Genomic DNA, 19165 nt, shown 5'->3' on the forward strand with positions numbered 1-19165 from the left:
AAATTGATGGTGACATTTATGCTCAACTGGGATGACGAGATCACGGCCGTAACTCCGTCGAGCGGTGCGCAGCAAAACGCAATGCGCAACCCCGCGGGTCAGGCTGTCCAGGCTGCCGAGGTGCAGTTTGGTCTGCGTTCCGCTCCTCAGGCTTCCACGGCGACCAACATCTTCGCCAGCGACTTCGCCGTCGCCCCGCCGCCGCAAGCGCCGGTCTCGACCGAAGCGCGCGTGAATGTCGCCGACAAGCGCATCATCAACGGCCAGACCGACGTGAATCAGTTGGTCCCGTTCAAGTACAAGTGGGCTTGGGAAAAATACCTGGCGGGCTGTGCGAACCACTGGATGCCGCAGGAAATCAACATGTCCCGCGACATCGCCCTGTGGAAGGACCCGAATGGTCTGACCGAGGACGAGCGCCGCATCGTCAAGCGCAACCTCGGCTTCTTCGTGACCGCCGACTCGCTCGCCGCGAACAACATCGTGCTCGGCACCTACCGGCACATCACGGCGCCCGAATGCCGCCAGTTCCTGCTGCGCCAGGCGTTCGAAGAGGCGATCCACACGCACGCCTACCAGTACATTGTCGAGTCGCTGGGTCTGGACGAAGGCGAGATCTTCAACGCGTACCACGAGGTCAAGTCGATCCGCGACAAGGACGAGTTCCTGATCCCGTTCATCCATACGCTGACCGATCCGTCGTTCAAGACCGGCACGCTCGAAGCCGACCAGAGCCTGCTCAAGTCGCTCATCGTGTTCGCCTGCATCATGGAAGGCCTGTTCTTCTATGTCGGCTTCACGCAGATTCTCGCGCTCGGCCGCCAGAACAAGATGACCGGCGCAGCGGAGCAATACCAGTACATCCTGCGTGACGAGTCGATGCACTGCAACTTCGGCATCGACCTCATCAACCAGATCAAGCTTGAAAACCCGCACCTGTGGACCCCGGCGTTCCGTGCGGAGATCACCGAACTGTTCAGGCATGCGGTCGACCTCGAGTACCGCTACGCCGAGGACACCATGCCTCGCGGCGTGCTCGGTCTGAACGCGTCGATGTTCAAGAGCTATCTGCGCTTCATCTGCAACCGCCGTTGCCAGCAGATCGGTCTCGATCAGCTGTTCCCGAACGAAGAGAATCCGTTCCCGTGGATGAGCGAGATGATCGACTTGAAGAAGGAACGCAACTTCTTCGAGACGCGCGTGATCGAATATCAGACGGGCGGTGCGCTGTCCTGGGAATAACCCGGGCGCACTGCGGTGCAAGTCTTTTGGGGTTGCCGCGAGGCGCCGTGCAGGCGCTTCGACCGGCATGATGATTAGGAGCAGGAACGCCTGATGCAAAGCATGCCCGGAGCCAGGTTGGCTCACCGACGTGACAGGCACTTTGCAAACCCTTCAGAGGGATGGGCAAACTTCCCCCCGGAAAAGCGCGCAGGCTTCGCGTGTCGTGAGGCCGCCGCTTTCAACGAACGTTGCCCGGTGTCGGTAGCCGACGCCGGAATGACCTGGCGCGCTGTGCCTCGTGGCACGGCGCGCCTTACCGCATTCATTAGCGTAAGCGCGCGGGACCAGCGTACGCCGATGAATAGCCCGCTTCGCAGCGTGCGCCGTGAGAAGCGTTCGCGGGAAGCGGGTTTTGACGAAGGGTGTAGTTTGAACTGACTCTCATCTGAACCTGAAGGAGAAAAAAATGGCTACTGCCAAGAAGAAACCGGCGGCGAAGAAGGCCGCAGTGAAGAAGGTTGCAGCGAAGAAGGCCGCTCCGGCGAAGAAGGCCGCAGCGAAGAAGGTCGCGGTCAAGAAGGTCGCAGCCAAGAAAGTCGCCGTGAAGAAGGTTGCCGCGAAGAAGGCAGCACCGGCGAAGAAGGCGGCAGCGAAGAAGGTTGCAGCCAAGAAAGTCGCCGTGAAGAAGGTGGCTGCGAAGAAGGCAGCGCCGGCGAAGAAGGCCGCAGCGAAGAAGGTTGCAGCCAAGAAAGTCGCCGTGAAGAAGGTGGCTGCGAAGAAGGCAGCGCCGGCGAAGAAGGCCGCTGCGAAGAAGGTTGCAGCCAAGAAGGCGCCTGCGAAGAAGGCTGCTGCCAAGAAGGCTGCGCCTGCGAAGAAGGCTGCCGCCAAGAAGGCGGCCAAGAAGGCGCCTGCGAAGGCCGCTGCCGCACCTGCTGCCCCTGCTGCGCAACCGTCCGCGCCCGCAGCAACGGTCAAGACTGCCCTGAATCCGGCCGCAGCATGGCCGTTCCCGACCGGCAGCCGTCCGTAAGCAGTCCGAGACGAAGCGCGCAGGCTGCATCGTACGCGCGCTTCGCTGGCCGGGCCGGGCGGCACGCTGCGCAAGGCTCGATCCCGATCCCGTCGCTGGGTTGTCCGCGACGGGATTTTTTTGTCTGGAGTTCGTAATCGTTGGGTGAGGCCGCCCGCATGTCGCGCGCGGGCGTGAAAAAAGGCGCATGCACAGGGGAGCACATGCGCCTGAGGTTCCGCATCCGGCGCGAGGCGCCGCTGCGGTACAGGGGAAACCGTTAGTGCGTGACGCGCGTCACGCCGCCGCTCGAGAGCAGCCGCACGCGGTCGCCCGCGTTGAAGACTTCGCCGGTTGCCGTTTGCGTGATGGCGCGGTAGTCGCCGTTGTCGAGGCGCACCGTGATCTCGAGGCCGTCGCGCATGGCCACGCCGTTCTCGACCGCGTTGCCGGCCACGGCGCCCGCAATACCGCCGATGATGCCGGTGACGATCGAGCCCGTGCCGCCGCCGATCCGGCTGCCGGCCACCGCACCGAGCGCGCCGCCGCCGATCGCGCCAAGGCCGCTAGGCTGGCCGTCGTTCGAGCTGATCTTCACCGCGCGCACGCTCTCGACCGTGGCCATACGCACCGTTTGCTCGCGCTGCGCCTGCGAGGCCGTGTACACGTCGGCGGAACTGCTGTTATAGGCGCAGCCCGACATCGCAAGCGACCCCGCGAGCATGGCTGCAACCATCAGACGACTTGTTATTTTCATTCCCGTAGCTCCAATGGGCGCCGCGCGTGCGCGGCTCCCGCGTTCAGTTCGGCAGTTCGTAGCCGAATGCCTCCTTGAACCGTTCGTTGATCTGCGCTCGCGTGGGCGCATAGTTTTGCGGACCGAGATGCTCGATCTTGAGCGCGCCCATCAGGCTCGCGAGACGCCCCGTGGTGGCCCAGTCGAGGCCGTTCTCGATGCCGTAGAGCAGGCCGCCGCGGAAAGCGTCGCCGCAGCCGGTCGGGTCGAGCACCTGAGCGGCCTTGACCGGAGGAATCTCTTCGATCTTGCCGCTGTGGTAGATCTGCGAGCCGTGCTCGCCGCGTGTGATGATCAGCGCGTCGACATGTCCGGCGATTTCGTCGAACGACCAGCCGGTGCGATGGCTGACAAGGTTGGCTTCGTAGTCGTTGACCGCTACGTAAGTCGCAAGTTCAATCGCGCGGCGCAAAGATGCGCCGTCGAAGAGCGGCAGGCCCTGGCCCGGATCAAAGATAAACGGCACACCCGCCTTCGCGAACTGCTCGACGTGCTGGACCATGCCGTCGAAGCCGTCCGGCGCGACGATGCCGAGCTTGATGCCGGGCGCTTCGTCGGCGCGGTTCAAATGCGATTGCATCATCGCGCCCGGGTGGAACGCGGTGATCTGGTTGTTCTCGAGGTCGGTCGTGATCATTGCCTGCGCGGACCACGTATCCTCCAGCACGCGCACGTGTGCCTTCGAAAGGCCGAGCGTGTCGAGGCGTTCGAGGTACGGGCGCGCGTCGGCGGCGCCGAGCGTCGCCATGATGCGGGCGTCGCCGCCGAGCAGATTCAGCGAGTACGCGATGTTGCCGGCACAGCCGCCGAACTCGCGGCGCATCGTCGGCACGAGAAAGCTCACGTTCAGAATGTGCACCTGCTCGGGCAGGATGTGCTCCCGAAAGCGACCTTCGAAGGTCATGATGTTGTCGTAGGCGAGCGAGCCGCAGATCAGCGTAGCCAAGGCGGAAAGTTCCTGTAGGGCGTGGTAGGGGAAGGGGCGGCGCACCGGCCCGCGCGTCGACCTGGCAATGCAGGCGCGAGGAGCGTGTGCGCCGCCGCCCGATTACTTCAGCGCGGCGAGTGCGGCGTCGTAGTTCGGTTCGTTCTTGATTTCGCTTACGCGCTCGGCGTGCAGGACGTTGTCGTTTTCGTCGAGCACGACGACGGCACGCGCGGTCAGGCCGGTGAGCGGGCCGCTCGTCACGTCCACGCCATAGGCTTGCGCGAACTCATGGCCGCGGAAGGTCGAGGCCGTGACGACGTTGGCGATGCCTTCGGTCGTGCAGAAGCGCGCAGCGGCGAACGGCAGGTCGCCCGAAATCACGACGACAGCCGTGTTGCTCAGGCCGGCAGCGGCTTCGTTGAACTTGCGCGTGGAGGTGGCGCAGGTCGGCGTGTCGAGGCTCGGCACGATGTTCAGGACCTTGCGCTTACCGGCGAAATCGGCGAGCGAGACAGGCTTCAGATCCTTGCCGACGAGCGAGAACGCCGGGGCCTTTTGGCCGACGCTCGGGAAGGTGCCGGCGACGTCGATCGGGTTACCGCCTAGCGTGACTTGACTCATGATGTGCTCTCCGGAAATGCATGTTGTGGTGAATGGCGCACCCCCGCGATGCGGGACGCCGGGAAACGCGCGGGGCACGCCGGTGCACCCGCGCACAGACGGAAAATCAGGGGTAGAAAATCTCGATGCGGAAGTTCGACGCCACCACGTCGCCCGTGTCGAGCCGCACGATCATGGTCTGCGTGGTGCGTGCGGGCAGACCGGCTTCGATGGACGTGCCGGGCGTGACGTAGTCCTGCGGCCACAGCACGCGCCGCACGACGATGTTGTTCTGCCGGTCGAGCAGCGACAGCTCTATGGCGGGGTATGCGAGCGCCACGTTGAAGCGGTTGCGCAGCGGCACCTTCAGTTCGAGGTGATGCGGCTCGTTGTCGACCTGGCGCAGATCGGACGGCTCGACCAGCAGGCCGTCGATGTCGCGCGGCGGCAGCACGCGGCAGCCGAGCTGCGCGCACGCCTGCAGATAGAGCGACTGCGAGTCGGGCCAGTAGACCATGACCGTTTCACGCTGCCACCAGGCGAGCTGCACGACGAGCAGCGCGAGCAGCAGGACGGCGACGAGCGTGCCGAGAATGCGCCAGACGAGGCCGCGCGAACCGCGCGGGCGGGCGGGCGCTTCGCGCGTGACGGCGAACGGCGCGGCGCCGTCGTTGGGCGAGAGCGCGCTGAACGCGGGCTCGGGCGCGGCTTCGCGGGTGCGGGGGCCGAGCGCGGGCTCCGGGTCGTCGATGCGACCCGCCGCCGATGCTTCGTTGGCCGAAAAGGTCGGCTCGGTCGGGCCGCTCGTGCCCAGGCTCGGCTCGCTGCGCGTCCAGCGCGCGGCCGGCGGGAAGGGCTCGCCCGACTGGGGCTGCTGGGCCGGCGGCGCTGACGCGTCGGCGGCCGCGGCCGATGCGGCTGGTGCGTGGGACGCAGCGTGCGCGGGGGCGTCGTCGGCGCTCACACGCGATTCGACGCCGGCCGCCGCGCCCTGCGAGGCGCGCTTGCGCGCCAGTTGATCGGCGTTGTACCTCAGCCGCGGGTCGAGCTGGGTATCTGCGGGTGGCGCCCACGGGTCCCAGGCGCGATTCGCGAAATCGGGTGTGGCGTTCAGCTGCGGAGGCGGCTCTTGCGATGGCGCGCCTGCTGCCGGCTGGGCAGTCTGCGTGTTCCGGGTATCGGGCTGAAACGCCGGCTCAAACGCCGGCTGAATCGCGGGCTGCGCCGCTGATTGCGCTGCAGCGCGTGAAGCTGGCTCCGATGGTGCCGCAGTCAGGCTTGCCGCGATCTCGGCTGCAACCGGCACGGCGCGCGAGAAGTCGCCGCCCTGGGGCACTTCATAGAGACTGCCCGACGCATCGAACGCTTCCTGGCAATGCCCGCAACGCACGAGGCCGCGCCGCACTGCGAGCTGCGTGGGCTGGATGCGGAAGACGGTTTCACAGAAGGGGCAGCGCGTTGCCAGAAGCATGTGGGCCGAGGATCTGGGTAGACCGGAGGATTGGCGATACCCGCATTCTACTGGCAATCCACCGCACTCTACGACTTCGGTCTCGCCGCTTGGGGCGCGATCAGGCTCGCGTGAGCCCGATCGGAACGGCAAGGGATTATGCGCGCCGCGTGCCCGCGAGGCAGACCCAGCCTTCGTGCTCGCGCCAGACCGAGATGTCGATCCACCGCGCGTACACTTGCGCGACTTCCTCGGCCTGGCGCGCGAGGATGCCCGAAAGCGCGATGCGCCCGCCCGGCTTTACGCGCGACGAGAGCATCGAGGCCATCAGCTTGAGCGGATTCGAAAGAATGTTGGCGACGACGATGTCGAACTCGCCGGCGGGGCAATCGTCGGGCAGGCCGTAGGTGACCTCGGCGCGATTGCGCTCGCTGTTGTGGCGCGCCGACTCGACCGCCTGTGGGTCGATGTCGATGCCGATCACCGGATTCGCGCCGCACTTCCTTGCGAGGATCGCGAGGATGCCCGAGCCGCAGCCGTAGTCGAGCAGCGAATTGCCGGGCTGCACGTGCTGTTCGAGCCACTCCATGCACAGACGCGTGGTGGGATGGCTGCCGGTGCCGAACGCGAGGCCCGGGTCCAGTTCGAGCACGAGCGCGTTCGGGTCCGGGGCATCGTGCCACGACGGCACGACCCAGATGCGCTCGCCAATCTGGATCGGGTCGAACTGCGATTGCGTCAGCCGCACCCAGTCCTGCTCCTCGACTTCGCGCAGCGAGAACTTCGGCGTTTCAGTCAGACCCAGTTCGTTCGAAGCGGCCGCGAGCAGCACGGCGGGATCCTGATCGGCGCCGATCAGCGCAATCACGCGCGAATGCTGCCACGCGGTGCGCTCGGGCGTTAAGCCCGGCTCGCCGAAGAGCGGCTGCTCGTCGGGCGTGTCGGCGTCGGCGTCTTCCACCGACACCGAGAGGGCGCCAAGCTCGATCAGCGCGTCGGACAGTGCCTCCGCGCGATTGCGATCCAGCTCGACGATCAGTTCCCGGTAGCTCATGAATTACGCTTCGTCCTTCTTCACTGCCTGACGTTCGGCCAGACGGCTTTCGAGGTAGTGAATACTCGTGCCGCCCTCGACGAACTTCGCATCGAGCATCAGCTCGCGATGCAGCGGGATGTTGGTCTGGATGCCTTCGACCACCATTTCCGAGAGCGCGATGCGCATGCGCTGAATGGCCTGCTCGCGCGTGGCGCCGTAGGTGATCAGCTTGCCGATCATCGAATCATAGTTCGGCGGCACGAAATAGCCATTGTAGGCATGCGAGTCGACGCGCACGCCAGGACCGCCCGGCATGTGCCACGACGTGAGACGGCCCGGCGACGGCGTGAACTTGAACGGATCTTCCGCGTTGATACGGCACTCGATCGCGTGGCCCTTCAACTGGATGTCGCGCTGGCGGAACGAGAGCTTCTCGCCCGCGGCGATGCGGATCTGCTCCTGCACGATGTCGATGCCCGTAATCAGTTCGGTGACCGGGTGCTCGACCTGCACGCGCGTGTTCATTTCGATGAAGTAGAACTCGCCGTTTTCATACAGGAACTCGAACGTGCCCGCGCCGAGGTAGCCCATCTTCTTGCACGCGTCGGCGCAGCGATCGCCGATGCGATCGAGCAGGCGGCGCGCGATGCCCGGCGCCGGCGCTTCCTCGATCACCTTCTGGTGGCGGCGCTGCATGGAGCAGTCGCGCTCGCCCAGCCACACGGCGTTTTTGAACGAGTCCGAGAGAACCTGGATCTCGATGTGACGCGGGTTCTCGAGGTACTTCTCCATGTAGACCTGCGGGTTGCCGAACGCCCGGCCGGCTTCCTCGCGGGTCATGTTGACCGCGTTCACGAGCGCCGCTTCCGTGTGTACGACGCGCATGCCGCGCCCGCCGCCGCCGCCCGCCGCCTTGATGATGACGGGGTAGCCGATCGCGCGCGCGATCTTCACGATTTCTTTCGGATCTTCGGGCAGTGCGCCTTCCGAGCCCGGCACGCAGGGCACGCCGGTCTTGATCATGGTCTGCTTCGCCGTGACCTTGTCGCCCATCATGCGGATCGTTTCCGGGCGCGGGCCGATGAACGTGAAGCCCGACTGCTCCACACGCTCGGCAAAGTCGGCGTTCTCGGAGAGGAAGCCGTAACCGGGGTGGATCGCTTCTGCGTCGGTGACTTCGGCCGCGCTGATGAGCGCAGGCATGTTCAGGTAGGAGAGGTTCGAAGGCGCCGGGCCGATACAGACCGCCTCGTCGGCGAGCTTGACGTACTTGGCTTCCTTGTCGGCTTCCGAATAGACGACGACCGTCTTGACGCCGAGTTCGCGGCACGCGCGCTGGATGCGGAGCGCGATCTCGCCACGATTGGCAATGAGGATTTTTTCAAACATGGTGGGTATTCGACTCATCAATGGGCGTCGCAAGTCGTATATGCGCACGCCTGTCGATCGGAGTTAGCGCTTTAGCGGTTACTGCGATCCCATGTAAAACTCAAAAGATCGGTCGCGTGCGTCGCCGTCATGGGGCGCCAAACGCTACGAACGCGACAAACGCGGCGCGGCCAGAAAAGAAGGCCGCTGCCGCGCGCAGAAAAGCTTAGGCGATCACGTAGAGCGGCTGGCCGTATTCGACTGCCTGACCGTTCTCGACGAGGATTTCCTTGACCACGCCGGCCGCGTCCGACTCGATCTCGTTGAGCAGCTTCATCGCTTCGATGATGCAAAGCGTTTGGCCTTCCTTGACCGTATCGCCAACCTGGACGAACGGGTCGGCGCCCGGCGACGGTGCGCGGTAGAACGTGCCCACCATCGGCGAGGTCACGACGTGGCCTTGCGGCACGGCGGGCGCGGCGGGAGCCGCTGCGGCGGTTTCGCCGACATGGGCGGGCGCTGCAAGCGGAGCACCCACGGCCGGCGCCGCGTATTGCGCGGGGCCCGGCTGCACGTAAACGGGCGGCGCGTTCTTGACGATGCGCACCTTGCCTTCACCCTCGGTCACTTCGAGCTCCGAGATGCCCGATTCGGAGACGAGGTCGATCAGAGTCTTCAGCTTACGTAGATCCATGGTGCAGCCCCTTTTGCTTTGAATACGTGAAGTGCCGGGGCGCGCGCGTCCCGGCACGGGTTGTTGTTCAGGTATTGACGGTCATCCGGCGCGGGAATCAGGCCGCCGACCGGGCAGCGAGCCGGTCGAGCGCGTATTCGAGCGCGTAGAGATAACCCTTCCAGCCGAGGCCGCAAATCACACCTTCGGCCTGGTCGGAAAAATACGAATGGTGCCGGAAGGATTCACGGCGATGCACGTTCGACAGGTGAATCTCGACGAACGGGATGCCGACGCCTGCCAGCGCATCCCGGATCGCGACGCTCGTATGCGTGTACGCGGCCGGGTTGATCAGGATGAAGTCGGTCTGCTCGGTGCGGGCCGACTGAATGCGGTCGACCAGTGCGCCTTCGTGATTGCTCTGGAAGGTCGCGAGCTCGACGCCGGCGTCCGCGGCACGGTCCGAGAGCGCCTGATCGATCTGCGGCAGCGTCACGCGCCCATACACCTCCGGTTCCCGGGTGCCGAGAAGATTGAGGTTAGGGCCGTGCAGAACCAGCAGTCGCGTCATGGTCGCTTCTTTTTCCGTGGAATTGCGCGAACTTTAGCGCCGATTAGAGAAATTTGTCTAGTTTTCCGATAAGGCGATATGGCCCTGACTGCGCCCTGCGGCGAGGGTCCGGGCCGATCTTCAGTCAACTGACAGGTTTCATACAGCAAATGTCGCGTTACGGCGCTTAAGATTGCGTCAAATATTCCGCTGCGTCAAAGCGCGTCGAGCGTGTGCCGAAGTTCGTCCGGCTTGATTTGCCCTAATTTTGTCGCACGAACGGCGCCGTTCGCGTCGATTACGACCGTGTAAGGTAAGCCGCCGGCGTTGTTGCCGAACGCGCGCGCGACGTCGGCGCCGCCGAAACCGGCGACGTAGATCGGGTAGTCGACGGGCACCTTCCTGAGGAACGTCTTGATGTTCGCAGCCGAATCCACGCCTACGCCGAGGAACTGAATTCCCTTCTTCGCGTATTCACGCTGGAGCGCCGAAAGCTCCGGCATTTCCTCGACGCACGGGCCGCACCAGGACGCCCAGAAGTTGACCACGACCGGCCGGCCTTTGTAGATGGCGAGCGATTGCGCCTTGCCGTCCGGGTTCGTGACCGCCGCCGACCAGAGCTGGCCGACCGCATTCTGCTTGCCGCTCGCCGCCGCGCTAACCGATGCCGCGTCGGCCACTCCGGCGCTGCCGCTCGTTGCCCAGTGCCCAGCCAGTATGCCGCCGCCCGCGGCGATTGCCGCCACTGCCACGCCGGCCAGAATCCGCTTCGTGTTCATCGCTGCCGTTATCAGGTTGTGGAAGAAGTGGCGCCGCTCTCGTCGATCAGCGCCTGCAGGGCCTGCGCATTGGCGCGCGGCAGCCTGCCCCGCGCATCGGCGCGCACGGCGCCGCGCAAATCGTCCGTATTGTAGAGCGCAACGTGTACGCCCACCGGCTCCTCGTCGCGTGACGGACGCCACATGAAGCTGAGTGTCTCCACGAAGCCGCGCGCTGCGAAATGGCGCGTTTCCGAAACGTCGTACTGCACGTTCGCATTCAGGAGCCAGATCGCGACATCCTTCGCGTTGTCACAAAAAATCTGCAGATGGATGTCGGAGTGCTCGCCCGCTGTGCCGTTGAGCACCGCGCCGGTCAGGAACGGATTGAACGCCTCGAGCCGCTGCATCCACTCGAGCGCGATCTCGCGCAGGCGGCGCAGCACCGCCGGCTGGCTGTCGCTCTGAAAGAGGGCCTGATATTCGCGGATCTCTTCCTCGATCTGATCGTTATCGGGCAGCCAGGTGCCTTCGATGCGCGTTTCCCCCACCACCTGCCGGGCTGCCTTGCGTTTGGCGGTGGCGTAGTCGAGGCCGTCCTCGGCGATCATCCTTGCTGCCGCGATGGCGATTTCCTCGCGCACGCGCTGGGGATCGAAATGTGATCTGCGAACCATCTTTCAATGATACTAGAGTTCGCCCTGGGCTCCTGCGCGCGGCCCCCGCGCCGCACCCGCTGCCGGGGCGCCAGGGATTTTCCGCCGCTGCGGGGGCCGAGGTCGAGCCAATAGGGCTCGGGGCCTCGGGTACAATACCGGTTCCTTGCTGCGGCGGCGCAGGACTGCCGTCGTTCCAGCTTCTCCATCCTTTTCAACCCGATCAATCCGATCGACGCGTTCACGACGCCCGCGCGGCGCGACAGGTTTATGCACATCCATATCCTCGGCATCTGCGGCACGTTCATGGGCGGACTTGCGGTGCTCGCGCGCAGCGCGGGCCACACGGTGACCGGCTGCGATGCCGGCGTGTACCCGCCGATGAGCACCCAGCTCGAAGCGCAGGGCATCCGCCTCATCGAGGGTTACGACGCGAGCCAGACCGAACTCAATCCCGATCTCTATGTGATCGGCAACGTGGTCACGCGCGGCAACCCGCTGATGGAGGAGATCCTCAATCGCGGCTTGCCGTACACGTCGGGTCCGCAGTGGCTCGGCGAGCACGTGCTGCGCGACAAGTGGGTGCTCGCGGTGGCGGGCACGCACGGCAAGACCACCACGAGCTCGATGCTCACGTGGCTGCTCGAAGACGCGGGCCTGAATCCCGGCTTCCTGATCGGCGGCGTGCCGCTCAATTTCGGCGTATCGGCGCGCCTGACCGATTCGAGCTTCTTCGTGATCGAAGCCGACGAGTACGACACGGCGTTCTTCGACAAACGCTCGAAGTTCGTTCATTACCGTGCGCGCACGGCGCTGCTCAACAACCTCGAATTCGATCACGCCGACATCTTCCCCGATCTCGCGGCGATCGAGACGCAGTTCCATCATCTCGTGCGCACGATTCCGGGCGTTGGCCGCATCGTCACGAACGGCCGCTCCGACGCGCTCGAACGCGTGCTCACGCGCGGCGTATGGAGCGACGTGGAGCGCTTCGGCGTGGACGGCGGCTGGCAGGCGTTGCCAGCTGTTGATGGCGTGGCCGTGGACGAGCGCTTCGCCGTCTATCACAACAGTGAACGTGCAGGCGTGGTGGACTGGCAGATCCAGGGCGAACACAACCGCCTGAATGCACTAGCGGCGATTGCCGCTGCACGCAGCGTGGGCGTGCCGCCCGCGCAGGCCGCGGCCTCGCTCGCCACGTTCCGCAACGTGAAGCGCCGCATGGAAGTGCGCGGCAGCGTTGACGGCGTGACCGTCTACGACGACTTCGCGCACCATCCCACGGCCATCGAAACGACGATTGCCGGCCTGCGCACGCGCTTAGGCCGCGAAAACACGCGCATCCTCGCCGTGCTCGAGCCGCGCTCGAACACGATGAAGCTCGGCGTGATGAAGGCGCAGTTGCCCGCCAGTCTCGCCGATGCCGACCTCGTGTTCGGCTACGGTGCGCCGAGCGGCAAGGACGCGCTCGGCTGGGATCTCGCTGGCGCCCTCGCGCCGCTCGGCGAGAAGGCCCGCGCCTTCCACGATCTCGAAGCGCTCGTGAAGGCCGTCGTCGCAGCCGCACGCCCCGGCGACCAGGTTCTCGTGATGAGCAACGGCGGCTTCGGCGGCGTGCATCAAAAGCTGCTCGATGCGCTCTCGGCACGGAGCGCGGCGTGATCGTCTATCTGCACGGCTTTCGCTCGTCGCCCCAGTCGTTCAAGGCGCGCCTGCTGGCGGCGCGCATGGCGGAACTGGGCCGCAGCGGCGAATGGCTGTGCCCGACGCTGCCGGTCTCGCCGCGCGAGGCGATTGCGCTCGCCGAGCGGGAGATCGACGCGCAGGGGAAGCCGGGCGAGCGCGTCACGCTCATCGGCAGTTCGCTTGGCGGCTACTTCGCCACGCATCTCGCGCAAAAGCATGGCTGGCGCGCGGCGCTCCTGAACCCCGCCGTGGCGCCCGACCGCGATCTGTCGAAGTATCTCGGCGAGCAGCCGCTCTGGCACGGCGGCGGCAGCATCGTCGTCGAACCGCGTCACCTGGAAGAATTGCGCGCGCTGGCCGTTACGACGGTGACGCAACCCGCGCGCTACTATCTGCTCGCCGCGACCGGCGACGAGGTGCTCGATTACCGCGAGATGCTCGCGCACTATCCGGGTGTGCCCACGCACCTGATCGAAGGCAGCGATCATGGCATCAGCGAGTTCGCAGATTACGTCGACGAAGTGATCCGTTTCTGCGATGCCGCCTGATGCGTGCGAACGCCTATATGTATACAGCACCGCCCGCGCGCTGCGCCGGCGGTCGAAGCAAGTCTGAACGAGAGTATTGAGTGAACGTTTTCTTTGAGGAATCGGGCAGTTTCAAGGCCGGCAGCGTGCTGTCGCGCCAGGGTGATGCGTTCCAGGTCGAGCTGCCGGGCGGGCGGCGCGCCAAGGTGCGCGCGAAAGACGTGCTGATCGAGTTCGAGAAGCCGGCCGCGAGCGAACTGCTGGAGCAGGCGGACGCCGCCGCCCAGGAGATCGATCTGGACTTCCTGTGGGAGTGCGCGCCCGCCGAGGAATTCGCGTACACGGCGCTCGCGAGCGAGTACTTCGGGCAAACCTACGGCCCGGTCGAGCGCGCCGCGCTCGTGCTGCGCCTGCATGGCTCGCCCGTGTACTTTCGGCGCAAGGGGCGCGGCCAGTATCAGCGCGCGCCCGAAGAGCAGCTCAAGATGGCGCTGGCCTCGCTCGAACGCAAGCGTCAGCAGGCGCTGGTGCAGGCCGGCTACGAAGAGGAACTGAAGGCGGGTAGACTGCCCGAGGCGTTCAAGGGCCGAGCGCTCGGACTCCTCACGAAGCCGGACAAGAACTCCATCGAATACAAGGCGCTCGAAGCGGCCGCCGCCGCGCGCGGCATTTCGATGCCGCGCCTCATGCTCGAAAACGGCGGCATCGCTTCGCCGCGCGCGCTGCACGAGGCACGCTTCCTCGCGGACTTCTTCCCGCACGGCACCGGTTTCCCGCCCGTCGAAGTGGGCACGCTGCCCGAGGATCTGCCCGCCGCCGCCGAGCACGTGCAGGCATTCTCGATCGACGATGTCACCACGACGGAAATCGACGATGCGTTCTCGATCGAGCACCTGGCCGACGGCCGCGTGCGCATCGGCATCCACATCGCGGCGCCCGCGCTCGGCATCCGGCGCGGCGACACGGCCGATACGATCGCGCGCACGCGTCTTTCGACGGTCTACATGCCCGGCGACAAGATCACGATGCTGCCCGACGATTTCGTCGACGCGTTCACGCTCAAGGAAGGCGGTCTGCGTCCGGCGCTTTCGCTTTACTGCATCGTGAACCGCGAGACGCAGGAGATCGTCGCGACCGAAACGCGCGCCGAGCGCGTGTTCGTGAAGAGCAATCTGCGTCACAACACGCTCGACGAAGTCGTCACCGAAGAGACGCTCGCAGCGGGCACGGGCGAGTATCCGCACAAGGACGACATCGCCGTGCTCTGGCCGTTCGCGCAGGCGCTGTTCGAGAAGCGCCAGCAGGCGCGCGCCGGCTATGGTCTGCGCCGCGAAGTCCAGCGCAACACCGACTTCAACTTCTACGTAGAAGGCGAGCATGTGACCATCTCGCCGCGCCGCCGCGGCTCGCCGCTCGACCTGATCGTCGCGGAGCTGGCGATTCTCGCGAACTCCACGTGGGGCGCCTTCCTGCACGATCACGGCGTGCCGGGCATCTATCGCTCGCAGCGCGCGTTCGGCGCGCCGAGCGGCCCCAAGCGCACGCGCATGCAAACCAGCGCCGCGCCGCACGAAGGCCTCGGCGTCGCGCAGTATGCGTGGAGCACGTCGCCGCTGCGCCGCTACGTGGACCTCGTGAACCAGTGGCAGTTGCTCGCGTGCGTGGAGCACGGCGTGGCCGCCAAGCTCGTCGCGCCGTTCAAGCCCAAGGACGCCGATCTCTTCGCCGTCGTGCAGGGCTTCGACGAGACCTATACCGCTTATGCCGACCATCAGCGCCGCATGGAGTACTTCTGGTGCCTGCGCTGGCTGCAGCAGGAAATGCGCGGTGAAGCGGGCCGCGAGCCGCGCCGCGAATTCCCGGCGAGCGTCGTCAAGGACGACCTGGTGCGCTTCGAGGAAGTGCCGCTGCTCATGCACGTGCCCGCACTCGGCGTGCACGCGCGCGGCACGCGCCTGATGATGGAAGTGCTGTCGATCGACGAGCTGACCATCGAGGCTTCTGTGCGCATGCTGCGCGTGCTCGACGCGCCCGTCGTGACGAGCGGCGAGCAGCCCGAAGAGGATGCGGGCGAAGACGAAGAGCTGATCGAAGCCGCCGACGAATCCGCGCAAAGCGAAGCGGAAGCTGTCGCGGAAGCCGGCGAGGCGCAAGGCGAGGCGGCAAGCGAAGCGAGCGCGGCGGAAGAACAATCGAGCGAACAGCACGCAACGGAGCCGCGCGGATGACTGCCAACGAGTCGAAGCCGGTTGTGCACGCCGACCGCTACGCCGTAGTCGGCAACCCGGTCGCGCACAGCAAGTCGCCGTACATCCACGCGCAGTTCGCGCTGCAAACGGGCGAGCGCGTCGAATACGGCCGCCTGCTCGCGCCGCTCGACGGTTTCGTCGAGCAGGTGCAGGCATTTCATGCGGCGGGCGGCCGCGGCCTGAACGTGACCGTGCCGTTCAAGCTGGAAGCCCACGCGCTTGCGCACAAGCTCTCGCCGCGTGCGGCGGCGGCGGGTGCGGTGAACACGCTGCGCTTCGACACGGACGGCATCTTCGGCGACAACACCGATGGCTTCGGCCTCGTGCGCGACATCGAGGTGAACCTTGGCGTTGCGCTAGAAGGCGCGCGCGTGCTGCTGCTCGGCGCGGGCGGCGCGGCGCGCGGCGTCGTGCTGCCGATGCTCGAGCGCCGGCCGCGCGAGATCACCATCGTGAACCGCACGGCGCCGAAGGCGCACGCGCTCGTCGAGCAGTTCGCCGGCGCGGCGGGCGAGTTCGGCTGTCTCCTTAACGGCGGCGGCCCGCAAGCCGTGTATCGCGACCCGGTCTATCGCGACCCGGTCGATCTCAAGCCCTATGACATCATCGTGAATGCGACGGCGGGCAGCCTCGATGCGGCCTTGCCCGAGTGCGACGAGCGCGCGTTCGGCACGCACACGCTCGCCTACGACATGATGTATGGCGCGCAACCCACCGTGTTCATGCGCCACGCTCAGGCACTTGGCGCGCGCGCGGCCGACGGCCTCGGCATGCTGGTCGAGCAGGCCGCCGAGTCGTTCTTCGTGTGGCGCGGCGTGCGGCCAGAGGGCGCGCCGGTGCTGGCGGCGTTGCGCGCGCAGCTTGCCGCGCCGGCCGCGTAACGCGCAGCGCCACTCGCGCAAAACGGAGACGACGCCATGCGCAGGCAAGCCATCGGTGTGCAGGCCGCGGCGGTCGCGAGCGGCAGCGGACGGCGCGCGCAGACGCGAAAACGTCCCGGCGCGCTGCGCTGGCTGACCTGGGTCGCCTCGGTGTTCGCGATTGCGTGGATCGCCACGCAACTCTTCTACTTCGTGCAAATCGCGCTCTGGAACGTCGTCGATCCGCAAACCACGGCGTTCATGCGCACCGACGCCGCGCGTCTTTCCACCGACCGCCCCGGTCTCCCGATCCAGCACGAATGGGTGCCGTACGACCAGATCTCGCGCAACCTGAAGCGCGCGATCATCGCGTCCGAGGACGCGAACTTCGTCAACAACAACGGTTACGAAACCGACGCCATCCTTCAGGCGTGGGAGAAGAACAAGCAGCGCGGCCATATCGTGCGCGGCGGCTCGACCATCACGCAGCAACTCGCGCGCAACCTGTTCCTCTCGCGCGAACAGAGCTACATCCGCAAGGGCCAGGAGTTCATCATCACGTGGATGCTGCAGACGCTGCTCGACAAGGAACGCATCTTCGAGATCTATCTGAATTCGGTGGAGTGGGGCAACGGCGTGTACGGCGCGCAAGCGGCCGCGCGCTACTACTACCGCACGAGCGCCGCGAAGCTCACGCCGTGGCAGTCGGCGCGCCTGGCGGTGATGCTGCCGCGTCCCAAATACTTCGACGAGCATCGCAACTCGGCGTATCTCGCGCAGCGCACCGCCGTGATTGCGCGGCGCATGGGGGCCGCCGAGTTGCCGCATTGAAGCGTCAACGCATCGCCACGCCAATAAAAAACGCGCCGTCTTTGCGGCGCGTTTTGCATTGGGGCTTTACCTGTTTCGAAGGCTGCGATCTTCCGCTTACTGGCGCGCGAGCCGCGCGTTATCCGGCATCGGCATGTTGAAGTTGGTGCGAAACGGATTGATGTCGAGGCCGCCGCGCCGCGTGTAGCGTGCGTAGACGGCGAGCCGGTCCGGTTTGCACTCGCGCAGGATGTCCATGAAGATGCGCTCGGCGCACTGCTCGTGAAAGCCCGTGTGATTGCGGTACGAGATGATGTAGCGCAAGAGGCCCGCCTGATCGATCTGCGGCCCGACGTAGTGGATCTGCACACTGCCCCAGTCGGGCTGGCCCGTTACCGGGCAGTTCGACTTGAGCAGATTCGAGATCAGCGTTTCTTCTACCGGCGCTTCGTCGAAGGCGGCTTTCAGGAGCGTCGGCTCCGGGTGATAGATCTCGGTGTCGAGATCGAGGCGATCGAGCGAGAGGCCGTCGAACTCTTCGAACGGGATCTTGCCGAACGCGCCCGGCTGGTCGAGCCGCACCGATACCGGCGCGCCGCAAGCCGCCGTTACATCGCGCCGGATCGTGTCGCGCACCGCGTCGGCGGATTCGAACGGCGTTTGTGCGAACGAGCCCAGATAGAGCTTGAACGACTTCGATTCGATGATGTTCGGCGAATCGGCGGGAATGAAGAACGTGGCGATCGCGATCTGCGGCTTGCCGCGCGCGTTGAGCCACGAAAGCTCATACGCGTTCCAGATATCGGTGCCGAAGAAGGGCAGCTGCGCGCCAATGCCGATCTGCTCGCGCGCGCCTGCGCGCGGGATCGGGAACAGGAGCGAGGCGTCGTATTGCTCGGTGTAGGTGGAGGCCTTGCCGAGCGGAGATTGGTCGGGAGTCATGATGCGTTGGCTTCGGTTGCGAGATTGGTCACGCCGCTTGCCACGTGCCCGGTGGCCGTGACCGAGCGCGCGGATTCGCAGGTGCGGATCTGGTCGTCGAAGAAAAAATCGGGCTCGAACTCGCGCAGGAACGGGCCCTTGTCGAGTCCGCCAAGAAACATCGCTTCGTCGATCTCGATGTTCCAGGCCATCAGCGTACGGATTGCGCGCTCGTGCGCGGGGGCCGAGCGCGCGGTGACGAGGGCGGTGCGGATGCGCATTTGTGCGTTCGCGTCGGCGAGCTTCTGCAGACGGTTAAGGGCTGCCAGCAGCGGCTGCAGCGGGCCTTGCGCGAGCGGCAGTTCGCGGTTGTCGCGCTCGTGGCTCACGAAGGCGGAAAGCCCCTTGCTCTGGAAAATCTGCTCGGCTTCGTCGGAAAACAACACTGCATCGCCGTCGAACGCAATGCGAATCTCGTGCGCGTTGCGTTCCGCCATTGTCGCCGAATTGTGCTCGATACGGGGGAACACGCGTGCGGCGGGGAAGCCCGCGTCGAGCGCGCTCTTCACGTCCGCCGGGTTCGCGGAGAGAAAGAGCGACGCGTTCAGCGGCTTGAGGTAGTGCCAGGGCTCGCGCCCGCGCGTGAACACGCCGCGCTGAATGTCGAGCCCGTGCTCGCGGCACGAACTGAATGCGCGCAGACCGCTGATGGGATCGCTGCGCGAGAGGATCACGACTTCCACGTGATGCGCGCCGTTATTGAGCGCGAGCAGCTTGCGCATCAGCGCGAACGCCACGCCTGGCCGCGCGGGCACGTTCAGGCGCTCGCGCTGCAGCGCCTCGTAGGCTTGCAGGTCGCCGGCCTCGAACACGTGGTTTTCCTCCTCGAAATCGAAGAGCGCACGCGACGAAATGGCGACGACGAGCTTGTCGGATAGCGAAACGGACATGATGGCCGCTCGTTACGCGAGGAACAACCGGTACGCCGGATTGCTCGTCTCTTCCCAGTGCGGATAGCCGAGCGAGGCGAGGAAGCGGCGGAACTCGGCGTCTTCGGCCGCGGG

General features: G+C 65.7%; 20 protein-coding genes. 8 read left to right on the forward strand and 12 right to left on the reverse strand.

Annotated features, from left to right (window positions below; all coding sequences use genetic code 11):
* Positions 1 to 18: 18 nt before the first annotated feature.
* From C7411_RS33335 to C7411_RS33345, 3 genes are all read left to right on the forward strand, one after another.
* A complete protein-coding gene (locus C7411_RS33335) occupies positions 19 to 1242 on the forward strand; it encodes a ribonucleotide-diphosphate reductase subunit beta (protein ID WP_042270373.1) in 1224 nt (407 codons plus the stop codon).
* 93 nt (positions 1243 to 1335) lie between these two features.
* Positions 1336 to 1662, forward strand: coding sequence for a hypothetical protein (locus C7411_RS38500; protein WP_083245612.1), 327 nt, complete (start codon positions 1336 to 1338; stop codon positions 1660 to 1662).
* A 28-nt stretch (positions 1663 to 1690) separates the two neighbouring features.
* Positions 1691 to 2254 carry a histone H1-like DNA-binding protein gene (locus tag C7411_RS33345; RefSeq protein WP_110388368.1) on the forward strand — a complete coding sequence of 188 codons (564 nt, stop codon included), beginning with the start codon at positions 1691 to 1693 and terminating at the stop codon, positions 2252 to 2254.
* 259 nt (positions 2255 to 2513) lie between these two features.
* Here the strand turns inward: C7411_RS33345 and C7411_RS33350 are convergent, their stop codons facing one another.
* From C7411_RS33350 to C7411_RS33395, 10 genes are all read right to left on the reverse strand, one after another.
* The gene (locus C7411_RS33350; protein ID WP_110388369.1) at positions 2514 to 2990 is read right to left on the reverse strand and encodes an outer membrane lipoprotein; all 477 of its coding nucleotides are present in this window, start codon (positions 2988 to 2990) and stop codon (positions 2514 to 2516) included.
* A 43-nt stretch (positions 2991 to 3033) separates the two neighbouring features.
* Positions 3034 to 3975: a carbohydrate kinase family protein gene (locus tag C7411_RS33355; RefSeq protein ID WP_110388370.1), complete on the reverse strand. Its 942-nt coding sequence runs from the start codon at positions 3973 to 3975 to the stop codon at positions 3034 to 3036.
* Between the two features lie 102 nt (positions 3976 to 4077).
* A complete protein-coding gene (tpx, locus tag C7411_RS33360; protein ID WP_042270386.1) occupies positions 4078 to 4578 on the reverse strand; it encodes a thiol peroxidase in 501 nt (166 codons plus the stop codon).
* Between the two features lie 106 nt (positions 4579 to 4684).
* A complete protein-coding gene (locus C7411_RS33365; RefSeq protein WP_110388371.1) occupies positions 4685 to 6028 on the reverse strand; it encodes a zinc-ribbon and DUF3426 domain-containing protein in 1344 nt (447 codons plus the stop codon).
* A gap of 136 nt (positions 6029 to 6164) precedes the next feature.
* Positions 6165 to 7061: a 50S ribosomal protein L11 methyltransferase gene (prmA, locus tag C7411_RS33370; protein ID WP_110388372.1), complete on the reverse strand. Its 897-nt coding sequence runs from the start codon at positions 7059 to 7061 to the stop codon at positions 6165 to 6167.
* 3 nt (positions 7062 to 7064) lie between these two features.
* Positions 7065 to 8432, reverse strand: coding sequence for an acetyl-CoA carboxylase biotin carboxylase subunit (accC, locus tag C7411_RS33375; RefSeq protein ID WP_110388373.1), 1368 nt, complete (start codon positions 8430 to 8432; stop codon positions 7065 to 7067).
* 205 nt (positions 8433 to 8637) lie between these two features.
* Positions 8638 to 9105, reverse strand: coding sequence for an acetyl-CoA carboxylase biotin carboxyl carrier protein (accB, locus tag C7411_RS33380; protein WP_110388374.1), 468 nt, complete (start codon positions 9103 to 9105; stop codon positions 8638 to 8640).
* 97 nt (positions 9106 to 9202) lie between these two features.
* Positions 9203 to 9655 carry a type II 3-dehydroquinate dehydratase gene (gene aroQ / locus C7411_RS33385; protein ID WP_042270394.1) on the reverse strand — a complete coding sequence of 151 codons (453 nt, stop codon included), beginning with the start codon at positions 9653 to 9655 and terminating at the stop codon, positions 9203 to 9205.
* 194 nt (positions 9656 to 9849) lie between these two features.
* Positions 9850 to 10413, reverse strand: coding sequence for a TlpA family protein disulfide reductase (locus C7411_RS33390; protein ID WP_110388375.1), 564 nt, complete (start codon positions 10411 to 10413; stop codon positions 9850 to 9852).
* 11 nt (positions 10414 to 10424) lie between these two features.
* Positions 10425 to 11069, reverse strand: coding sequence for a UDP-N-acetylmuramate--alanine ligase (locus tag C7411_RS33395; RefSeq protein WP_110388376.1), 645 nt, complete (start codon positions 11067 to 11069; stop codon positions 10425 to 10427).
* A gap of 249 nt (positions 11070 to 11318) precedes the next feature.
* Here C7411_RS33395 and mpl point away from each other — a divergent pair, with 249 nt between their 5' ends.
* The 5 genes from mpl (at position 11319) to mtgA (ending at position 17201) form a co-directional block, all read left to right on the forward strand.
* A complete protein-coding gene (gene mpl, locus C7411_RS33400) occupies positions 11319 to 12710 on the forward strand; it encodes a UDP-N-acetylmuramate:L-alanyl-gamma-D-glutamyl-meso-diaminopimelate ligase (protein ID WP_110388377.1) in 1392 nt (463 codons plus the stop codon).
* Entirely contained in the window at positions 12707 to 13282 is a 576-nt protein-coding gene (locus tag C7411_RS33405; RefSeq protein WP_110388378.1) for a YqiA/YcfP family alpha/beta fold hydrolase, read from the forward strand. Before mpl ends, C7411_RS33405 begins: the two co-directional genes overlap by 4 nt.
* An 80-nt stretch (positions 13283 to 13362) precedes the next feature.
* Positions 13363 to 15489 (forward strand): ribonuclease catalytic domain-containing protein, encoded by a 2127-nt coding sequence (locus tag C7411_RS33410; protein ID WP_110388379.1) that lies wholly within the window; start codon positions 13363 to 13365, stop codon positions 15487 to 15489.
* Positions 15486 to 16391 carry a shikimate dehydrogenase gene (gene aroE / locus C7411_RS33415; protein ID WP_110388380.1) on the forward strand — a complete coding sequence of 302 codons (906 nt, stop codon included), beginning with the start codon at positions 15486 to 15488 and terminating at the stop codon, positions 16389 to 16391. The genes C7411_RS33410 and aroE overlap by 4 nt, the downstream gene beginning before the upstream one ends.
* 36 nt (positions 16392 to 16427) lie before the next feature.
* Positions 16428 to 17201 (forward strand): monofunctional biosynthetic peptidoglycan transglycosylase, encoded by a 774-nt coding sequence (gene mtgA / locus C7411_RS33420; protein ID WP_110388381.1) that lies wholly within the window; start codon positions 16428 to 16430, stop codon positions 17199 to 17201.
* A 96-nt stretch (positions 17202 to 17297) separates the two neighbouring features.
* Here mtgA and queF read toward each other — a convergent pair whose 3' ends face one another.
* Both queF and C7411_RS33430 read right to left on the reverse strand, forming a co-directional pair.
* Complete coding sequence (queF, locus tag C7411_RS33425) at positions 17298 to 18122, reverse strand: NADPH-dependent 7-cyano-7-deazaguanine reductase QueF (protein ID WP_110388382.1); 825 nt, start codon at positions 18120 to 18122, stop codon at positions 17298 to 17300.
* Positions 18119 to 19051, reverse strand: a complete 933-nt coding sequence (locus C7411_RS33430) for a 5'-nucleotidase (RefSeq protein WP_110388383.1) — start codon at positions 19049 to 19051, stop codon at positions 18119 to 18121. Before C7411_RS33430 ends, queF begins: the two co-directional genes overlap by 4 nt.
* Positions 19052 to 19165: the final 114 nt, after the last annotated feature.

The sequence above is a fragment of the Paraburkholderia silvatlantica genome (assembly GCF_003096715.1).
In the GTDB taxonomy this organism is placed as follows: Bacteria; Pseudomonadota; Gammaproteobacteria; order Burkholderiales; family Burkholderiaceae; genus Paraburkholderia; species Paraburkholderia silvatlantica.

Coding starts and splice junctions, on each gene's coding strand:
- C7411_RS33335 (WP_042270373.1), top strand. CDS start 19: ATGCTCAACTGGGATGACGAGATCACGGCCGTAACTCCGTCGAGCGGT.
- C7411_RS38500 (WP_083245612.1), top strand. CDS start 1,336: ATGCAAAGCATGCCCGGAGCCAGGTTGGCTCACCGACGTGACAGGCAC.
- C7411_RS33345 (WP_110388368.1), top strand. CDS start 1,691: ATGGCTACTGCCAAGAAGAAACCGGCGGCGAAGAAGGCCGCAGTGAAG.
- C7411_RS33350 (WP_110388369.1), bottom strand. CDS start 2,990: ATGAAAATAACAAGTCGTCTGATGGTTGCAGCCATGCTCGCGGGGTCG.
- tpx (WP_042270386.1), bottom strand. CDS start 4,578: ATGAGTCAAGTCACGCTAGGCGGTAACCCGATCGACGTCGCCGGCACC.
- C7411_RS33365 (WP_110388371.1), bottom strand. CDS start 6,028: ATGCTTCTGGCAACGCGCTGCCCCTTCTGTGAAACCGTCTTCCGCATC.
- prmA (WP_110388372.1), bottom strand. CDS start 7,061: ATGAGCTACCGGGAACTGATCGTCGAGCTGGATCGCAATCGCGCGGAG.
- accC (WP_110388373.1), bottom strand. CDS start 8,432: ATGTTTGAAAAAATCCTCATTGCCAATCGTGGCGAGATCGCGCTCCGC.
- accB (WP_110388374.1), bottom strand. CDS start 9,105: ATGGATCTACGTAAGCTGAAGACTCTGATCGACCTCGTCTCCGAATCG.
- aroQ (WP_042270394.1), bottom strand. CDS start 9,655: ATGACGCGACTGCTGGTTCTGCACGGCCCTAACCTCAATCTTCTCGGC.
- C7411_RS33390 (WP_110388375.1), bottom strand. CDS start 10,413: ATGAACACGAAGCGGATTCTGGCCGGCGTGGCAGTGGCGGCAATCGCC.
- C7411_RS33395 (WP_110388376.1), bottom strand. CDS start 11,069: ATGGTTCGCAGATCACATTTCGATCCCCAGCGCGTGCGCGAGGAAATC.
- mpl (WP_110388377.1), top strand. CDS start 11,319: ATGCACATCCATATCCTCGGCATCTGCGGCACGTTCATGGGCGGACTT.
- aroE (WP_110388380.1), top strand. CDS start 15,486: ATGACTGCCAACGAGTCGAAGCCGGTTGTGCACGCCGACCGCTACGCC.
- mtgA (WP_110388381.1), top strand. CDS start 16,428: ATGCGCAGGCAAGCCATCGGTGTGCAGGCCGCGGCGGTCGCGAGCGGC.
- queF (WP_110388382.1), bottom strand. CDS start 18,122: ATGACTCCCGACCAATCTCCGCTCGGCAAGGCCTCCACCTACACCGAG.
- C7411_RS33430 (WP_110388383.1), bottom strand. CDS start 19,051: ATGTCCGTTTCGCTATCCGACAAGCTCGTCGTCGCCATTTCGTCGCGT.